This window comes from Aggregatibacter actinomycetemcomitans DSM 8324 (genome assembly GCF_000372365.1).
Lineage (GTDB): Bacteria > Pseudomonadota > Gammaproteobacteria > Enterobacterales > Pasteurellaceae > Aggregatibacter > Aggregatibacter actinomycetemcomitans.
In genome coordinates this window covers 18,299-36,026 of record NZ_AQUU01000010.1, presented here as the reverse complement: position 1 = coordinate 36,026, position 17,728 = coordinate 18,299, and the positions used below count along the sequence as shown (strand labels likewise).

The window sequence follows — 17,728 nt, the reverse complement described above, 5'->3', positions numbered from 1 at the left end:
CTTCTATTTTTAAATAAATTTGACATTGGTGGAATAAACAACGTTTAAGATTATCTATTCAATGACCATAATCACTGGAATCAGTGCAGTGCAAAGCTTAATCTAAGTTGCACTTAAAGCAAAGCAGGAAATGTTATTTTTGCAGAAAATATCGCACTATTGGTCAATTTTTACACAAATATTCGAAATTCCTACCTCGCGTAACTCATTTTTTAAACCCAGAATCAGCTCAACATTGCGCTTTTCCGCGTCTTTCAGTGCGCGATAAATTTGCCATTGCACGTCCAATTCTTGCTGAATTTCCTCGCTTTCCTTTAATTCTGTCTCGGATAATTCGCGTTCATTTTGTTCCGCTAGCAAATCCGCCACGGTTTGCAAAGATAATTGGCTTAATTTCACCGCTTGGGTTAGGGAATCGCCGGCAATGATGGTATGTAACATTTCCGATAATGCTTCACAGGCATCCAACGCAGGCACCACACCGTAAAAATCATAGTCATTCACATCGGGAATGATGTTTTCCAGTTTTTCCAGCTGATTTTCAAAATTAATCTTCTCGTCTTTAACGGTTAAATATTCCCACGCCAAATTCAGAATATTGTGATACACCTTGGCATGTTGTGGTTGTTCGGTAATTTGGCAAAACAGCTGATAATTAGGGTACATCCGCTCGCACAGGCACGCTATGAAAGTCAGGTGTTGCCAGGTGGCTAAATTTTCTAAACGTTTATGAATAGGATTTCGCATCATATTTCCACCGCACTTTAGAGATGATAAGGCTGAGACAGCTGATGTACTGCGTCTACCAACCGTTTCGGACTTTCTACCGGCACATCCTGATGAATGCCGTGACCGAGGTTAAACACATGGCCGTTGCCCGCACCAAACGCCGCCAAAATTGACCGCACTTCATCTTCAATTCGGTTTGCCGGTGCGTACAACACGCTCGGATCCAAATTGCCTTGCAGCGCTACTTTATGCCCCACACGACGACGGGCTTCGGCGATGTCCACCGTCCAGTCCAGCCCCACCGCATCACAGCCGGTGTCGGCAATGGCTTCCAGCCAGAGTCCGCCGCCTTTGGTAAATAACGTGACCGGCACGCGACGCTCTTCATGTTCGCGAATTAAGCCGTCCACGATTTTGTGCATATAGTGCAGCGAAAATGCTGGATAATCGCGGTGCGCCAACACGCCGCCCCAGGTGTCAAACACTATCACCGCTTGCGCACCCGCTTTAATTTGTGCATTCAAATACAAAATAACGCTGTCGGCAAGTTTATCCAACAACGCGTGCAATAAGTGCGGTTCGGCATACAACATTTTTTTAATTTTTGTGAAGGCTTTGGAAGAACCGCCTTCCACTATGTAGGTCGCCAATGTCCACGGGCTACCGGAAAAACCGATGAGCGGCACCTCACCTTTCAGTTCACGGCGAATAGTGCGCACGGCGTTCATTACATATTGCAGCTCCTGTTCCGGGTCAGGAACGGGTAAATTTTCCACCGCACTTTTGCTGTCGATAACCCGTTCAAATTTCGGTCCTTCCCCTGCACCAAAGCTTAATCCCAGCCCCATGGCGTCAGGAATCGTTAAAATATCGGAAAATAAAATCGCCGCGTCCAAATCATAGCGACGCAATGGCTGTAGCGTCACCTCACACGCCAATTCCGCATTGCGGCACAGGGACATAAAATCGCCTGCCTGTGCACGGGTCGCCTTATATTCCGGCAAATAGCGTCCCGCCTGACGCATCATCCAAATCGGCGTCATATCCACCGGTTGGCGTAGCAACGCTCTCAAATAACGATCATTTTTCAATGTAGTCATACCCGTTCCTTATCATGGTTTATTTTTATACTGTTTACACAATTCAAGTGTGGTTTCAATCAATTTGCGTGCGATGGTGCCGCGCGGTGGCAGTTCGGGCAACGGTTGGTCGCAATCAAACCATTGTGCGTCATAAAGTTCTTCACGCTGAATAGTAATCTCGCCGCCTTCATAATCGGCTAAAAAACCCACCATTTGCGAATTAGGAAACGCCCAAGGCTGGCTGCCGAAATAACGCAAATTTTTTACTTTGATTTGGGTTTCCTCCCAAATTTCGCGATGTACCGCATCCTCAAAGGTTTCGCCTACTTCCACAAAACCCGCCAACGTGGTGTAAATGCCGCCTTTGTGGCGCATATGATTTGCCAGCAGGATTTGTGAATCGTGTCGTACTGCAACGATAATGGAAGGGCAAATGACGGGATAGGTATGAAAACCGCAGGCACGGCATTTTACCGCCCATTCCTCCTGCATTTGCTCGGTTTTTCCACCGCACTTTCCGCAGAATTGATGGGTCTGATAGAAATGATTTAACTCCACGCCGCAGCTCAACAGATTAAATTGCGCTTGCGGCAGCGGCAGTTGATCGCGTAAAGAAAAATAGGTGCGGTTGTCGTTCGGTTGGGTTTCCACCAAATATAACGGTTGCTCCAGCCATTCGCCGATGCGCATAGCATGAAGCCCGACGAAACCCAGTTCGGCGGCATTGCCGAAAGGAAGCTTGCCGTCAATTAAATGTATTGTTGATCCCTGAGTGAAAAGCCAAAAGCCCTTATCTTCAGGCTGAATAGCGTCCATTTTTAGCACCTGTTTAACTGCGTGAAAAATACATAAATTTTTATTCACCCGATTTAAAAAAACGTTGTTTTTTGTGATCGCACTTTTCAATAAAAAGTCAATTTTTTTATTCAGGCGGCCTTGTTTTTCGATAAAATTTTAGTCTTTCACAAACTCGCTGAAGGTGAGTTCGTACTTATCGCCGTCGCGATTGTAGGAAATAAAGCGAGGGAATTTTTCTCCCTCGTGTTTTTTCACCATAATGTCTTTATCGCCGGTTTTGAATTTGTAGGTGATTTCGGTCACCTCTTGTTTGTTATATTTAACCTGTTTCTTGCTGGTGTTCAGCACTACATTTTCCATTGGGTAGAGTTTTTTGCCGTTGGTGATTTGGAAGCTGTTCGGCAGTTTATCATAATAACTGAGCTGGAATGCCACAGTGAATAAATCATAGGTCGGCAAGGTTAAATCTTCGGTTTTTAAGCCGTTTTTTACTTTGCCGTATTCGATTTTATGATTGGCGATTTTGGCTTTTGCATAAGGTTTGTTGTTACGCGTGTCTTGATAACTTAACATATTGAAAAAGTTGCTACTTTGCGTACCTTTGGAGGTGAACTGAATGTTGTATAAAGGCACGTTAATGTTAGCTTTAATTGTATATTCAAAGCCGTCCGATTTGAAATGTACATAAGCCGGCATTAAATAATTGGAACTGTATTTGATGTTTAAACCGGCAAGGTCTGCAGCCCACGCGGCGGGAAAGTAAAGTAAAGCGACAAGTAAAAAGGTTTTGCGTAATTTCATGCTATTCCTTCCGGGTGGTTGATCATTGTGTTACTTAGAACGGGCGCTAAATCATAAGTTCCCATTGAAAGTGCGGTGGTTTTTTGCGTTATTTTTAATAGAGCGAAAATGCTTCTCAAATCGGCGGGTAAATTTACCTAAAATGCAATAAAAAATAAAGCAATGTTCAAATATTTGATCAAGCTAACAGTTTTTAGGGAGAAATTTTCATAGAATGTTGTCCAATTTTTAACTTTTAACACAATGAGGTGAAGTATATGACAGATGTAAACAACGTAGTTAAAGAGCTTGAGGCAATTGGCATTCATAATGTAAAAGAAGTGGTTTATAACCCAAGTTATGAACAACTTTTTGAAGAAGAAACCAAACCGGGCTTGGAAGGTTTCGAAAAAGGCACCGTCACCACCACCGGCGCGGTCGCTGTGGATACCGGCATTTTTACCGGACGTTCTCCTAAGGATAAATATATTGTTTTAGATGATACCACCAAAGACACCGTATGGTGGACTTCCGACGCGGCGAAAAACGATAATAAACCGATGACCCAAGAAACCTGGGCAAGTTTAAAAGACATCGTCACCAAAGAACTTTCCGGCAAACGCTTATTCGTGATTGACGGCTTCTGCGGTGCCAGCGAAAAAGACCGTATTGCGGTGCGTATCGTGACTGAAGTGGCATGGCAGGCGCATTTCGTGAAAAATATGTTTATTCGTCCGACAGACGCCGAATTAAAAGATTTCAAACCAAGTTTCGTGGTGATGAACGGTTCTAAATGCACCAACCCGAACTGGAAAGAACAAGGCTTGAATTCCGAAAACTTCGTGGCGTTTAACTTAACCGAACGCATTCAATTAATCGGCGGCACTTGGTACGGCGGTGAAATGAAGAAAGGTATGTTCTCCATGATGAACTACTTCCTGCCGCTAAAAGGCGTGGGCGCAATGCACTGTTCCGCTAACGTAGGCAAAGACGGTGATGTTGCTGTGTTCTTCGGCTTGTCCGGCACCGGTAAAACCACCCTTTCTACCGATCCGAAACGTGAGCTAATCGGTGATGATGAACACGGTTGGGATGATGTGGGTATCTTCAACTTTGAAGGTGGTTGTTACGCGAAAACCATTCACCTTTCCGAAGAAAACGAACCGGATATTTATCGCGCAATCCGTCGTGATGCCTTATTAGAAAACGTAGTGGTGCGTGCAGACGGTTCAGTGGATTTCGATGACGGTTCCAAAACCGAAAACACCCGCGTTTCCTATCCGATTTATCACATCGATAACATCGTTAAACCGGTTTCCCGCGCAGGTCACGCTACTAAAGTGATTTTCTTAACCGCTGACGCTTTCGGCGTGTTGCCGCCGGTATCTAAATTGACACCGGAACAAACCAAATACTACTTCTTATCCGGTTTCACTGCGAAATTAGCCGGTACTGAACGTGGTATTACCGAACCGACCCCAACCTTCTCCGCTTGTTTCGGTGCGGCGTTCTTAACCTTACACCCAACCCAATATGCGGAAGTGTTGGTAAAACGTATGCAAGCGGCAGGTGCGGAAGCCTATTTGGTGAACACCGGTTGGAACGGCACGGGCAAACGTATCTCCATTAAAGATACCCGGGGTATTATCGACGCCATCTTAGACGGTTCTATCGAAAAAGCGCAAATGAGTGAGTTACCAATCTTCAATTTGGCAATTCCTAAGGCATTACCCGGCGTTGATCCGGCTATTTTAGATCCGCGTGATACTTATGCCGATAAAGCGCAATGGGAAGCCAAAGCGAAAGATCTTGCCGGTCGTTTTGTGAAGAACTTCGAAAAATACGCTACCAATGCAGAAGGCAAAGCCTTAATTTCTGCCGGTCCCAAAGCGTAATCGGCTTATATAACAAAAATCCCCGTTATATGATGTAACGGGGGTTTTTTATTTATCACGAAAATCAACGTGCCGACAGGCTTAATTCCAAGGTTTGTAAAAAACGATTTTCCAATGCCAAATCATTTTTCAGTAACGGGTTATGGGTTAAATAATCCGTTTCAAATTCCAACTGCCAGTTGCTAAAAGTGCGGTCGTTTTTCAAGATGATTTTTTCGGTTTTCTCGGTGGCTTGACGGGAGCGGTTAATAATCGCCGCCAAACGTAAAATACGGATGAGGGCTAAAACGTCTTTTTCGTTATAGCGGGAAAACTTGAACATATCCGGCAGTTTAAAGTTGCCGATATGATAGCGCACCAGGGTAGAAAGCAGGCGATGCTGTTCGTTGTCAAAGCCGGGCAGTTCCGTGTTGTATAAAATGTATGCGGAATGTTTCTGCATAGCTTTATGGTTAATCACAATGCCCACTTCATGCAAACGCGCCGCCCAAAAAAGCACATCCTGCATTTCCGGAATTAGCTCGGTGTTTTGCCAGGCATTATATTGATTAAACAATAAAACCGCGCTTTGATACACCCGCTCTGCCTGTGCCTGATCGATATTAAATTGCTCCGCCAAACCCAGTGCCGTACGTTCCCGAATATTGTTGACCTGAAAATTTTGCTCCAGGCTGTACATTACGCCTTCGCGCAATGCGCCGTCGGAATAGCGCATTTTTTCAATGTGAAAATTTTCAAAAACCGCGCTTAAAATCGCTAATCCTGGCACAAAAACATCGGCACGGTCAGGATTTAAGCCATTAAATTTCAGTTGGTTAAAATGAGAGTATTGTAAGGTTTGTTCAATCAATTGGTCTAAGCGCGGTGCCGTGATGGTGCCGTTGGGATCGATATTTTCGTAAATTACTTGGTGTACGGTTTTGATTGTCCCTGATGAACCCAGCACCGATTGCCAACCCAGGTTACGGTATTCCCAGGCGAGATCTTCAATTTTATTCAATGCACTTTGTTTTGCTTGCCGGAAATTTTCCGCGCTGATTTCGCCGTTCGGAAAGAATTTTTTCGCAAAACTGACGCAGCCCACATGACGGCTTTCGTAAATTAACGGCGTGAAATTATCGCCGATAATCATCTCTGTTGAACCGCCGCCAATATCAATAACGAATTTACGTCCGGTTTCCGGTTGGGTGTGGCAAACGCCGGCGTAGATGGTTTTGGCTTCGGTTTTGCCGCTGATAATATTAATTTGATAAGGAAATACGTTGGCGGCTTGGCGTAAAAACACGTCGTTATTTACCGCGCGTCGTAAGGTGTAAGTGCCGACGACGCTCACGTTTTCGGCAGAAAATCCCTGCAAGCGTTCGGCAAATAACGCCAGACAATTTACCCCGCGTTCAATTGCTGCCTGGCTTAACACTTGGTTTTCATCCAAGCCTTCCGCAAGCTGGACTTTCTGTTTCAGACGGGATAGCACCTGTAACGTGCCGTTGACGATGCGGGCGATGATCATATGAAAGCTGTTGGAACCTAAGTCGATCGCGGCGATTTCACGCACCTCGCCACGTCGGGCGTAGAGTTCGTTAGCTTTCTTTAGTAAATTTTCGTTATTCATAATTAAAATTCAAATTGATAGAGTAGATCAAAGGCTTGATTAACACCCGAAACGGATTGAACATAAAGTTGCGGCAATAATCGGTAACGCAGGGTCACTTCGGCTAAACCGTCAAATAACCCAACGCCGTATTTTACCTGTAAGCGCGGTGTAATGGTGCCGCTGACCACTACTTTAGATCTGTCGCCCACCCCGGCGGTACTTAGGTTCAGATCTTTGATACCAAAGGCTTTTCCGATTCCCCCGACCACATTACCGCTTTTAGCGAGCCCCATGCCGAGCAAAGCGGCGCCTACAGAACCGCTGGAAGCGGTATCGCCGCTGTTTTCTAAGGAGCGGCCTGTTAAAATATAAGATAGTGCCTGATCCTGCGGCATTCCCGGTTCGGAGAAAATGGTTACACTGGGTGCGGTCGCTATACCATTCACTTTCACACCGGCAGTAACGCTTGCGTCTTCCATGGCTTCCGGATTACGAATTGCTTCAATATTCAGCATCGGTTGCGACGGTTGACCGACAAAACTGATGAGCCCTTTACGAATAATTAAATCCTGCCCGAAAGAGGCGTAGCGACCGTTCTTCAGGTTGACCTCGCCGTAAAGCCCCAAATTGCCCTTTTCCTGTTTCACCGAGAGCAACCCGTGGAGATGGGTTTTCAAGCCATAGGCATTTAAACTGACATCATCGCCGATATTGATTCTTAAATCAGAACGAATTGCCATGCCGCTTTGGGTTTCGCTCGGCAATGTTTTCGGCAGAGTACTCTTCTTATTGCCATTTAAAATCACTTCATCGGAGCTGACCGCCACTGCACTGTCCGGCAGGTTTTCAATGGCAATGCGTGCCCAAGGAATATCAATATTGCCGGAAAGTTCCAACAGCTTCGGTGTCGCACTGATGTCGATATTCGGGCTGATTCTCAGTCTTGCCATAGACGGAATATCCACTTTAAATTTATCCGCCTCGGCGTGTAAACGGGTACGCCAGTCATTCACATTTTTCCAATTTGCCTCACCGCTCAGGTGTAAACGGCTGTCGGCAGTTTGTACATACCCTTTCAGGGTGGAGCCGGTGCCGGTAAAAAGTAGCGTCAGCTCACTTTCGGTAATATCAAAAGGCAATGCGCGTATTTTGGCAGTAAGTTTGTTTAGATTAACATCGCCGTTGAGGGTCGGCGCGGTTAAACTGCCGCCGAGGGTGAGATTGGCTCTCAGCGCGCCATTAACCTGTTCATCACGGTTAAGCAGTTGATTCACCAGATTCAAATTCAGGTTTTGAATGCTGAATGTACCGCCCAACTCACGGGCATTGGCAATATCCGATAGTTTCAAATCGGCGCCGATTCGTCCTTGATCCTGAAGATTAATATCGGATTTCAGCGCCAGGTTATTGTTGGCTAAATTGGCATTTAAACCGATTTGCGGAATTGCCAGGCGGAAGGTTTTACGATCCACCTTTTGCGTTAGCGACACATGATTGCCGTTAAGTTGTAACTCAGCCTGTAACGGCTTATCGGTAAACCAAGCCACTTTGCCCTGACTGTTTAGCTGACCGCTGAGTAGTTCCTGTTCTAGCAGTTTATTGATGAAAGCCAGATTAAAGCGCTTAATATCAAACGGCACTTCACCGTTTGCGCCCACGTTAAAGCTTTGCGGGAAACATAAATCCGCGTGGCTGTGTATCCAGCAGTGCGCAGAAATAGTGGCTTCGGTGGTTTTATTGTTGTAAGTGACGGCAACATTTTTGTTGGTTTGCAGGTTACCGAATTCCGATTTAATCATTATTTGGCTCAACGTGCCTTTCCATTGCTGTAAAGTGCGGTTGAAATTTCCGGTGAAATTTAAGTTGGTCGCCACAGGGGTGCCGTCCGATTGTAGCTGCAAACTGTGTTTTTGTTCGTCGCCGTTTGCCGTCAATTTGAGCTGATTTACTTTGATGTCATCGTAATTAAAGCCGTTTAAATTCACTTCAAGCTGACCGCTAATTTGTTCCGCGCTGTTGATTTCGCCTTTAATCAGGGCTTGGTTCAGGCGCATGTGTTGTAATGCAAAGCGGCTTGCGGTTAAATCCGCATGAATGCTTGGTCGGGCGATGCTGCCGTTTAATTTTACGTTGCCTTTCAAACCCGCCGATAAATCCGCCCACAAGCCCTGTAAATTCGGCGCATTAATGTCCAGGTTAAAATCCGATGTATCACCGAGATGGCCCTGCGCCTCAATTTTATTGTCGCCATAAGTGAGCAATAACTGCGGGATATTGAGCAACTGCTGATTGCCCGCAGTGAAATTGCCTTTCAGGTTCAGCGGGCGTTGGGACAGCGTACCTTGAATATCCAATTCCGGCACGGCAACCTGCCAACCGCTTTGATTGGCTTTGCCTTGCGAGCTTAATTTGCCTGATAACTGGGCCGGGAAGGCGGATAAATATTTGCCCACATTGATTTTCTCCAACTGTAAATGGCTGTCCCAGGCAATGCCGTCACGCCAGTTCAAATTGCCTTGTAATTCTGCCGAACCACTTAACGCGTTAAGCAAGAGACGCTGAATTTCCACATTGGATAAATGGCTAACTGCCTGTAATTTAAGAGTGTTGGTTGGAATTCCCATGCCACTGACCGCACTTTTTAAGTTCACTTGTGCCGTCAGTAAATCTCCTTCAATATCCAACACCAGATCGTTAATTTGCAGCGGATCTTTATTGTTAAACGGGTATTGTGCTTTGTCGGCAGTGAAGTGCAGCGTTAACGGCAGTTTCGGCGCAGCAGGTTGTGCCTGCGCTTCCAGTGTCGCTTCTAACGCACCTTGGGTTTGCAGGGAAAGTGCGGTCTTTTTTTTCAGCGATCCTGAAAGCGTTAGATCGATTTTGCTTGCAGGAAGCAACACGTTATTATTGTGTCTGAAGGTGTTGAAATCGCCTAATAATTTAAATTGCAACGGGAAATCTTCGCTGAGCTGCATTTGCCCACTTGCCGTTAAACCACCGAGAGAGCTTTTTACGTCAAATTTTTGTAACTGCACCGTATAATCCGTTGCGTCGGCTTGCAGTTCGACAGAAGAAACCAGAATGTCTTGCAGGGTTTCCTGTTTATCGTTAATCAGTTGATATTGCCAGTTTTTTCCGCTAATGCCTTGAACGTGCATATCAAAGGGCAAGTCTATTTTTGGTAAATCGGCAAGTAACGGACGGCTAAGATCCTGTTCCAGTTTTTCCCAGTTAATCGGCGGGCTTGCTGCGGTGTCTGCCGATTTAGCCTCGGCTTTCTGTGACGTGTTTTCAGTCAGCTGTTGAACAAAACGAAAATCGTCGATTTGAGTTGGCGATAAGGTGATCCCCGTTTCATTATTTAAACCGGCGGCGGTGTGAAATGTCGCCAAGTGCATTTGGTTTTTGTCAATCAGCAAGCTCAAATCTTTCACGGCAAGCTGATTGACCTGCACGGAGATCGGTAGGGAAATACGCTTCATCGGTGCGCTTTCTTTGAGCTTTTGCCCCGACGGCGGCAATAGGGCGGTATCAATTTGAATACCGGGTTGTTGCAGGCTGATGTCATCAACGCAAACCTTTAATTTCCATAAGCAGCTTAATTGCATTTGCAGGCGGGCTTGGTTTACCTGGACGCCGATGCCCTGCGTTTGGAAACGTACATTGGTTAGCACCAGACCTTCGCTCAAATTGCCTTCTATCCGTTTAATGGAAAGGGCATCTGTGAAATCATCCGCCCACTGAATCAGTTTATGCTGCCCGTTTTCTGTGGCAAGCATACCCAACAGGGCAAAAACAGCAAAAAAAACGACCGCACTTACGGCGCAGAGACGGCGATGCCATTTGCTTTTTTTCGTTTTTGGTGCAGGGGTTTGCGGTGCTTGTTCCGTGTGTTCTGTCATTTCATTATCCGTTCTCGCTGATCCTGGTTATAGCTCGGAACCTAACCCGATATAAAATTGAATATTTTTGCTGTTGTCTTTATCGTGCACCGGCGTGGCAATATCAAATTTAATCGCGCCTACCGGCGATGCCCAACGCACACCTACGCCCGTGCCATAACGCAATTCGTTCATATCAAACGAATTTGCCGCCAGCCCGCTGTCCACGAAGGTGGCAAGCCACCAATCCGGATAAACCTGATATTGATATTCGATGGAACCGGTAAGTAAGCGCGAACCGCCGATGAGTTTGCCGTTACGATCTTTCGGTGAGATTTTTTTATAGCTGTAGCCACGCACGCTACGATCGCCACCGGCGAAGAAACGTAAAGAAGGCGGAATGCGGTGAATGCTGGCGGTATTTAACACGCCGGCTTCTAATCGCGTGAGGAAGCGGTGATTTTGCGCGTAGGTTCGAATCCATGCGGTGGATGCCTGAATTTTCCAGAAATCCACGTCGGATAGCCAAAACTTGCGCCCGAAATCAAACGTGATACGTTGTGAATCGCCCCAATCGGGAAACGCGCCGCCTCGTAACCGGGTGCGGGTGAGGGAGGTTGTTGGGTAGATGAGTAAGGTTTTATCGCTGATTTCCGCTTGGGTAAAAGAATCATGGCGCACCCGTAACCCCAGCGAGTATTGCCAGCCCGTCGGATGATTCCAGTAGCGCAAGGCGGCAAGGGTAGAGGCGGTGGTTTTGGTGTCGTTTGTATTTTCATTTTCGAAACCGGCGGAATATTCGTAGTAATAATTCAGCGGATTTTTCAATAAAGGGTGTTTGTACGTGAGTTCCAATGTCTGTTTTGGCGAAGAAATATACATATTGCTTCTTACGCTATGCCCGCGAGCGTTAATCCAGGGCTTGGTCCAGCTCCATTGCAGGCGCGGACCTACATCGGTGGAATAACCGACACCCACGCTCATGATGTTTTTCTTGCGCGGATAAAGCAATACGTCCAGATCGACCAATTTATTTTCATCGTCCAAATGCGGTTGTAACAGCACCGAGCTAAACCAGTTGGTGGAAGAATAATTATTGGTCAGCGTGGAAAGATCGCTGAGTAAGTAGTCTTCACCGGGCTGAATATTCAGCATATTGCGCAAATAATCTTCGCGAATTTGCGCGTGTTGGAAATGAATTTTGCCGTAGTGGTAACGTGCTTTGGAATTAAAGTCGAGCTTCCACCAGGCTTGATAAGTGGAAGGCATGACTTCCAATCGTGAGGTTTCAAACCCCGCGTCGAAATAGCCGCGTGTTAAGGCGAGTTGTTGCAACGAACTTTTGTAATCGTCGTAGGTTTCGTGATTCAGCACTGTGCCCGGTTTCGGCACTTTTCTTTCCAGCTTGGCAAATTCGGGATCTTCTTCCGCCTGTCCGCTGATAACCACGTCAGTGGCGGCGATTTTCACCGGATTGCCGACGGTGACGTGAGTGATTAATAAGGGTTTATTGGGCTTGGCGCGATTTTTGAGTTCAAAACTGACCGCACTTTCGTAATAACCGAAAGCACGCAAGCCTTTATCCACCGCCTGACGAACGGATTCCTGATAACGATCGGAACCGTCCATGTCTTCTTTTTCTATGGCATTGGTATAAATCTGCACGTTTTCATTTAATTTTTCGTTTTTGATGCCGCTGACTTGCAAATCAACGAGATGTTCCGCACATACTGACGGATGCCAAAGAAAACAAAAAATGAAAATTGTCTTGGCTGCCCAATGTGTTATCCGATTGCCCGATTGCTTCATATTTACCTCAAAATCAAACGCCAGTAGTGTACCCGTTAGGCTAAAGCCCTGCAATGCAAAGTGCGGTGGATTTCCAAAATATTTTCTGAGGTCGGTCAAGGGTTTTCCATAAAAAATAGCCGACAATCATGCCGGCTATTTGGAAGGTAGATTCAATAAACGGGCTTAACCGTTTTTATGTTCAAAATATAATACGGTTGCCGCAACACGGGAATGGACGTTCAATTTGCGTAACAAATTGCGAATATGCACTTTTACCGTTTCTTCCGAAATGAATAATTGTCCTGCAATTTGCTTGTTGGAAAGCCCGGTGGCGATTAAACGTAGTACGCCCATTTCGCGATCGGTGAGGGAATAAATGGGTTCTTGAGCAGATTGACGTTCCAGCAATAAATTTTTGATGGAATCGCTTAAAATCACTTCCCCCCGGGCGATTCGTTTCAGCTGAGAAAGCAAAGTATCGGGCTCGGTGTCTTTCAATAAATAACCGTCCGCGCCGGCATCAATCAACGTGAAAATGTCATTTTTGGCATCGGAAACGGTTAAAATCACGATGCGTGCATCCACGCCTTCCGCTCTCAATGCTTTAAGCGTATCCAACCCGGAAAGCCCTTTCATGTTCAGATCTAAAATAATCAAATCGGGCGAGGTTTGTAATGCCAGATTAATGCCTTCAGTGCCGTTCCCTGCACCACCGACAAATTCAAAACCCTCTTCCAGCTCAACGAGTTGTTTGATTCCGCGACGCATTAACGGATGGTCATCAATAATTAATACTTTTAATTTATCAGTCATATAAAACCTTTAGGATAAAGCCAAGCGACTATGGAACGGAACGATGGTCGTGCCTTCTTTGGTCGTGACGAGTTGATAAAATTGCGGGTAGTTAAAATCACGTTGCACGATTTTATACGGATTGTCATTTTCATCCAAGCCGGATAACTGATAAATTCGGTTTATCTCATGAATTTTTTTCTCTTTCGTGCCGTCGCAGTTGCGATAAATTTCAATTCGATTCAGTTCGTCGAGAATGTACACGTTAAAGCTGCCGTTCGCGTTATCTTCAAAGAAAAATTGCAGGAAGCCCTCGCTGGCGAACATGTCAATCTCGTGCGGGTATTTCTGCAGTTTGACGATTTTCGGCTCTGTCGCTTTGACTTTGGCATTAAGTGCGGTGTCTAATTGGTGCGTTTTTCCGATGTCCGCATGATGAATTTCCTGCAGGCTGATGCCGCGTTCTTCAAAGAAGAATTGCCAGTTTTTGCCGGCAACACGTAACAGGTTATTTTTCGGCGGTTCGGCGGTACCCACTTGGATGCTGATACATTTGTTAATCAGGGTGGTTACGATGCGGCGCAAGGCGTGGCGATAATAACGGCTGTAACAGAATACCTGAACCTGTTGCGGCAACGGCGCGCCACGATAGATTTTGTTGGAAAGCACTTTTAACGCCAATAAAATCGCATTTGCCCCTTCAAAGTGTAACGTGCGGATTTCATTCCACACATTGCGATAAGTGAGATCAATGCTGCCCACCAAACTTTCTTCATTCGGTCCGAAACTGAATAAATCACTGGATTGAATGCTGGATTTGACTTCCGTTAAATGACGGGTCGGATCCTGCGTTAAGTTGACGATGACCGCCAGATTACGAATTTCACAAGGATGGCTCAGCTCGGAATTATTGGCGAATCGGTTTTCCAGCGGGAAAGCTAAACGTAAATCGGTGACGTATTGGCGTAAGGTTTTCAGATCCACGTTTTTGCTGGTAATGAATAATTCGGTGTTGGCGGTCAGCAGGCGGTTGAAGTATCCCCATGCCACCAATTTGTTCAGGCTTTCATTATATTCCGTGTAACGCGGTCGGCTAAAACCTTGCACCGTCGGCGTTTGGTTGACGAGATACCAGCCGTCTCTAAAGTGGCGGTTGTTTTTCACTTCAATGAAGGTCAGGTATTTTTCCGACAAATCCACCGCAAGTTGCGGGTTAAGCAAGGTCACTTTGCTCGGCAGCTCTTCAAATGCGGTATAGAGCTTGCGGGTTAATATGCTCATATCTTGCGGCATAATGCTGGCATTGACCTGATGTTTGCGGGCAAAATTCACCAAATTGCGATAACTTAACATCAGAAATTTAATCAAATCGTTATGTACTTTGATGGTTTGCTTGATTTTCCACTGGGCACGGTGATTTAAGTGCTCCAGCTGACCGCACTTCCAGCCCCATTGCTGGGTGAGTTTGAGTAATTCGTCCAGACGCCAGTTGCTTTGTTCCGGCCCCACTTCATTTTCATGCACTTTGATATAAAAACAGCAACGCACGAAATCTAAGCGCTTGAATTCCTTTTGCCGGGTTAAATAGGCGGTTACCCGTTGCAACATGGCAAGATAAGCGTCAAATTTGTGTTCAACTTTAAGCTGATTGCTCAGTAGCGCCTGTTTGAATTCGCGGGAAATTAAAAAGGTGTTCGGATAATCGTGCGAATAAGCCTCCAACAATAAAATTTTGAGCAGGGATTTATACGGATAATCAATCCCTTTGTACAACTGCCAGAGGCTGGCGCCGAAATATTCATTTGCCGATAAAGTGCCTAATCCGCCGAAATCCACCCAATCATTTAAATCCAGCTCGCCATTTTGTGCCAGACGCTCGATTTCCGCTTCGTAATCCGCTTCGTTTTCAACGGCTAAATGTAGCCATAACAAGGGTTTACCCGCGAGACGAATGGCGGAGCGATAAAATTCATCAAGCAACAACATATATTGCGCCGAACCGCAATTCTCAATGCCGACGGGTTCGGTGTCATGAAAGCAACGGAAGCGTTTTTGATCCATTAGATAGAAATTGATTTCCACATGAAACCGTTTTGCCCATTGTTGAATCAATTCGATTTTTTGTTGTAATAATTGGCGGGATTGCGCACTTAAATCTTCCCGATGACAAAGCCAAATGTCCAAATCAGAAGAAGGCGTTTGCGCAATGGAGGCGATACTGCCCATCACATACACGCCGAGAATCGCCCGTTCGTGAAAAGTGCGGTGGGATTTTAAAATGTTTTTTACGCTGTCAGGGGCATAATTGTGTTTGAGATAATTCTGCTGAAATTTATTAGCGACGAAATGCACAATACCGCACGGCGCATCAGCAATGTAGCCGGGCAAATCGGGGTGGTTAAAATGGAGCAACAGCGGAATCAGGCGGAATACTTGTTGAAAGGATTCAGGCGTATCGGATAGAGCGCGCTGAATGCGAAGTTTATCTAAATAATCCACGCGTTTTCTGGCTTTATTGAGATCAAGCTTCAAGTAATATCCTAACCTGTGACAACGGCAATACTGAGTTGGCGCTTACTCTACCATCGTAATGTCGCGAAAGCAAAAAAATTAAATGGAAACTGACATTCTTGGTTAACAATGATAGGATAAGTGCTTATTATATCATTAAGAAATATTTCATCAGCATGACGCAAAAAAGCTTAAAAATAGCCACCCGCCAAAGTCCCTTGGCATTATGGCAGGCGAATTATGTGAAAGACCTCTTGCAGCAGTTATATCCTGATCTGAATGTGGAACTCGTCCCAATGGTCACCAAAGGCGATGTGATTTTGGATTCGCCGTTGGCGAAAATCGGCGGCAAAGGTTTGTTTGTCAAAGAACTGGAAAATGCGCTGCTGAATAAAGAGGCGGATATTGCCGTGCATTCCATGAAAGATGTGCCCATGCAATTTCCCGAAGGGCTTGGGTTGGCGGTGATTTGCAAACGTGAAGATCCGCGTGATGCATTCGTCTCAAATTCTTACCGCACTTTAGCGGAATTACCGCAAGGTGCCGTGGTCGGCACTTCCAGTTTACGCCGTCAATGTCAGTTAAAAACATTACGTCCCGATTTGGAAATTCGTTCTTTGCGCGGCAATGTGGGTACGCGTTTGAGTAAATTAGATAACGGTGATTATGATGCCATTATTTTGGCTTCCGCCGGTTTGATTCGGTTAGGTTTAGCAGAGCGTATCGCTTCTTTTATTGATGTGGAGCAATCCTTGCCTGCTGCCGGACAAGGCGCGGTGGGCATCGAATGTCGGACAGACGATGTTGCGGTTCAACAATTACTGGCGCCACTGGCGGATGCGGAAACTACCTCTTGCGTGCTGGCGGAACGCGCCATGAACCATCACTTACAAGGCGGTTGCCAAGTGCCTATCGGCGGTTATGCGGTGTTGCGTGATAGTGAATTGTATTTGCGCGCCTTGGTAGGCAGTGTGGACGGTTCGACGATTATTCGCGCGGAAGGCAAAAGTGCGGTGGAAAACGCCGATGTTTTAGGCGTGCAAATTGCCGAACAGCTACTGGCGCAGGGGGCGGATAAAATTTTGCAGGACATTTACGCGTAAGGAAGAAAACGCATGGCAGTTTTGGTTACCCGCCCCGATGAACGCGGTCAGCAGTTGGTGGATATGTTGGCGAAAGCCGGTGTTGTCGCCATTCATTTGCCGTTATTTCGTATCGAAAGCGGTGCGGAACTGAATGAATTGCCGAATAAATTTGCGCAGCTAAAAAACGGCGATTATGTTTTTGCCGTCTCAAAAAGTGCGGTGGATTTTGCTTTCAAAACCTTAACGGCAACAGGGTTTGTGTGGCGCCGGGATTTGCATTATTTTACCGTCGGACAAGGTACGGCACAGTATTTCGCCGCCACGACGGAAATGCCGGTGCATTATCCCACCGCGCAGGAAAACAGCGAAGGGTTATTGCAATTAAGCGCTATGCGGGATCTGTCCGATAAAACCGTGTTAATTTTGCGCGGCAACGGTGGGCGTGAATTATTTGCCGAACAGGCGCAACAGCGTGGTGCGAGCGTGGAGACAGTCGAATGTTATCGACGTGAGCCCATTGTTTATAATAACGCCGAGCAAACCAGCATTTGTAAGCGTGCCGGCATTCAAACCATTGTGGCGACCAGTGCCGAAATTCTCACCCAATTAGTGGATTTTGTGCCGCAAAATGAACATAATTGGTTAAAAAGTTGTCAACTTATTACAGTAAGCGAACGAATCGCCCATTTGGCGGAAGCGTTAGGCTGGAAAAATGTGGTGATTTCTCCGCGTGCGGATAATCAAACTTTATTACAAACCTTATTACAATGTCGTTAAACAACACTTTCTT

The 17,728-nt window shown here is 46.0% G+C and carries 12 protein-coding genes; 3 read left to right on the top strand and 9 right to left on the bottom strand.

The window, feature by feature from the left end:
* Positions 1-156: 156 nt before the first annotated feature.
* The 4 genes from A3CS_RS0106765 to A3CS_RS0106750 all read right to left on the bottom strand — a co-directional run bounded on the left by A3CS_RS0106765 (position 157) and on the right by A3CS_RS0106750 (position 3,410).
* Positions 157-747, bottom strand: coding sequence for a YjaG family protein (locus A3CS_RS0106765; protein WP_005574341.1), 591 nt, complete (start codon positions 745-747; stop codon positions 157-159).
* Between the two features lie 17 nt (positions 748-764).
* A complete protein-coding gene (gene hemE / locus A3CS_RS0106760) occupies positions 765-1,829 on the bottom strand; it encodes a uroporphyrinogen decarboxylase (RefSeq protein WP_005546946.1) in 1,065 nt (354 codons plus the stop codon).
* Positions 1,830-1,841: 12 nt separating this feature from the next.
* Positions 1,842-2,627 carry an NAD(+) diphosphatase gene (gene nudC, locus A3CS_RS01000000110980; protein ID WP_032995967.1) on the bottom strand — a complete coding sequence of 262 codons (786 nt, stop codon included), beginning with the start codon at positions 2,625-2,627 and terminating at the stop codon, positions 1,842-1,844.
* 138 nt (positions 2,628-2,765) lie between these two features.
* Positions 2,766-3,410: a hypothetical protein gene (locus A3CS_RS0106750; RefSeq protein ID WP_005546951.1), complete on the bottom strand. Its 645-nt coding sequence runs from the start codon at positions 3,408-3,410 to the stop codon at positions 2,766-2,768.
* Positions 3,411-3,667: 257 nt separating this feature from the next.
* Here A3CS_RS0106750 and pckA point away from each other — a divergent pair, with 257 nt between their 5' ends.
* Positions 3,668-5,284 carry a phosphoenolpyruvate carboxykinase (ATP) gene (gene pckA / locus A3CS_RS0106745; RefSeq protein WP_005546953.1) on the top strand — a complete coding sequence of 539 codons (1,617 nt, stop codon included), beginning with the start codon at positions 3,668-3,670 and terminating at the stop codon, positions 5,282-5,284.
* Positions 5,285-5,348: 64 nt separating this feature from the next.
* On the opposite strand, the gene ppx is transcribed toward pckA, so the two are convergent.
* The 5 genes from ppx to A3CS_RS0106720 form a co-directional block, all read right to left on the bottom strand.
* Positions 5,349-6,896, bottom strand: a complete 1,548-nt coding sequence (ppx, locus tag A3CS_RS0106740) for an exopolyphosphatase (RefSeq protein WP_005546956.1) — start codon at positions 6,894-6,896, stop codon at positions 5,349-5,351.
* Between the two features lie 2 nt (positions 6,897-6,898).
* Positions 6,899-10,780, bottom strand: a complete 3,882-nt coding sequence (tamB, locus tag A3CS_RS0106735) for an autotransporter assembly complex protein TamB (protein WP_019518345.1) — start codon at positions 10,778-10,780, stop codon at positions 6,899-6,901.
* 27 nt (positions 10,781-10,807) lie between these two features.
* Positions 10,808-12,667 (bottom strand): autotransporter assembly complex protein TamA, encoded by a 1,860-nt coding sequence (gene tamA, locus A3CS_RS0106730; protein WP_005574348.1) that lies wholly within the window; start codon positions 12,665-12,667, stop codon positions 10,808-10,810.
* Between the two features lie 66 nt (positions 12,668-12,733).
* Positions 12,734-13,363 carry a response regulator gene (locus A3CS_RS0106725; RefSeq protein ID WP_005546963.1) on the bottom strand — a complete coding sequence of 210 codons (630 nt, stop codon included), beginning with the start codon at positions 13,361-13,363 and terminating at the stop codon, positions 12,734-12,736.
* Positions 13,364-13,372: 9 nt separating this feature from the next.
* Positions 13,373-15,874 carry a class I adenylate cyclase gene (locus tag A3CS_RS0106720; RefSeq protein ID WP_005546964.1) on the bottom strand — a complete coding sequence of 834 codons (2,502 nt, stop codon included), beginning with the start codon at positions 15,872-15,874 and terminating at the stop codon, positions 13,373-13,375.
* Positions 15,875-16,029: 155 nt separating this feature from the next.
* Between A3CS_RS0106720 and hemC the strand changes: the two genes are divergently transcribed.
* Complete coding sequence (gene hemC / locus A3CS_RS0106715; protein WP_005546966.1) at positions 16,030-16,956, top strand: hydroxymethylbilane synthase; 927 nt, start codon at positions 16,030-16,032, stop codon at positions 16,954-16,956.
* Between the two features lie 12 nt (positions 16,957-16,968).
* The gene (locus A3CS_RS0106710; protein ID WP_005574357.1) at positions 16,969-17,715 is read left to right on the top strand and encodes a uroporphyrinogen-III synthase; all 747 of its coding nucleotides are present in this window, start codon (positions 16,969-16,971) and stop codon (positions 17,713-17,715) included.
* Positions 17,716-17,728: the final 13 nt, after the last annotated feature.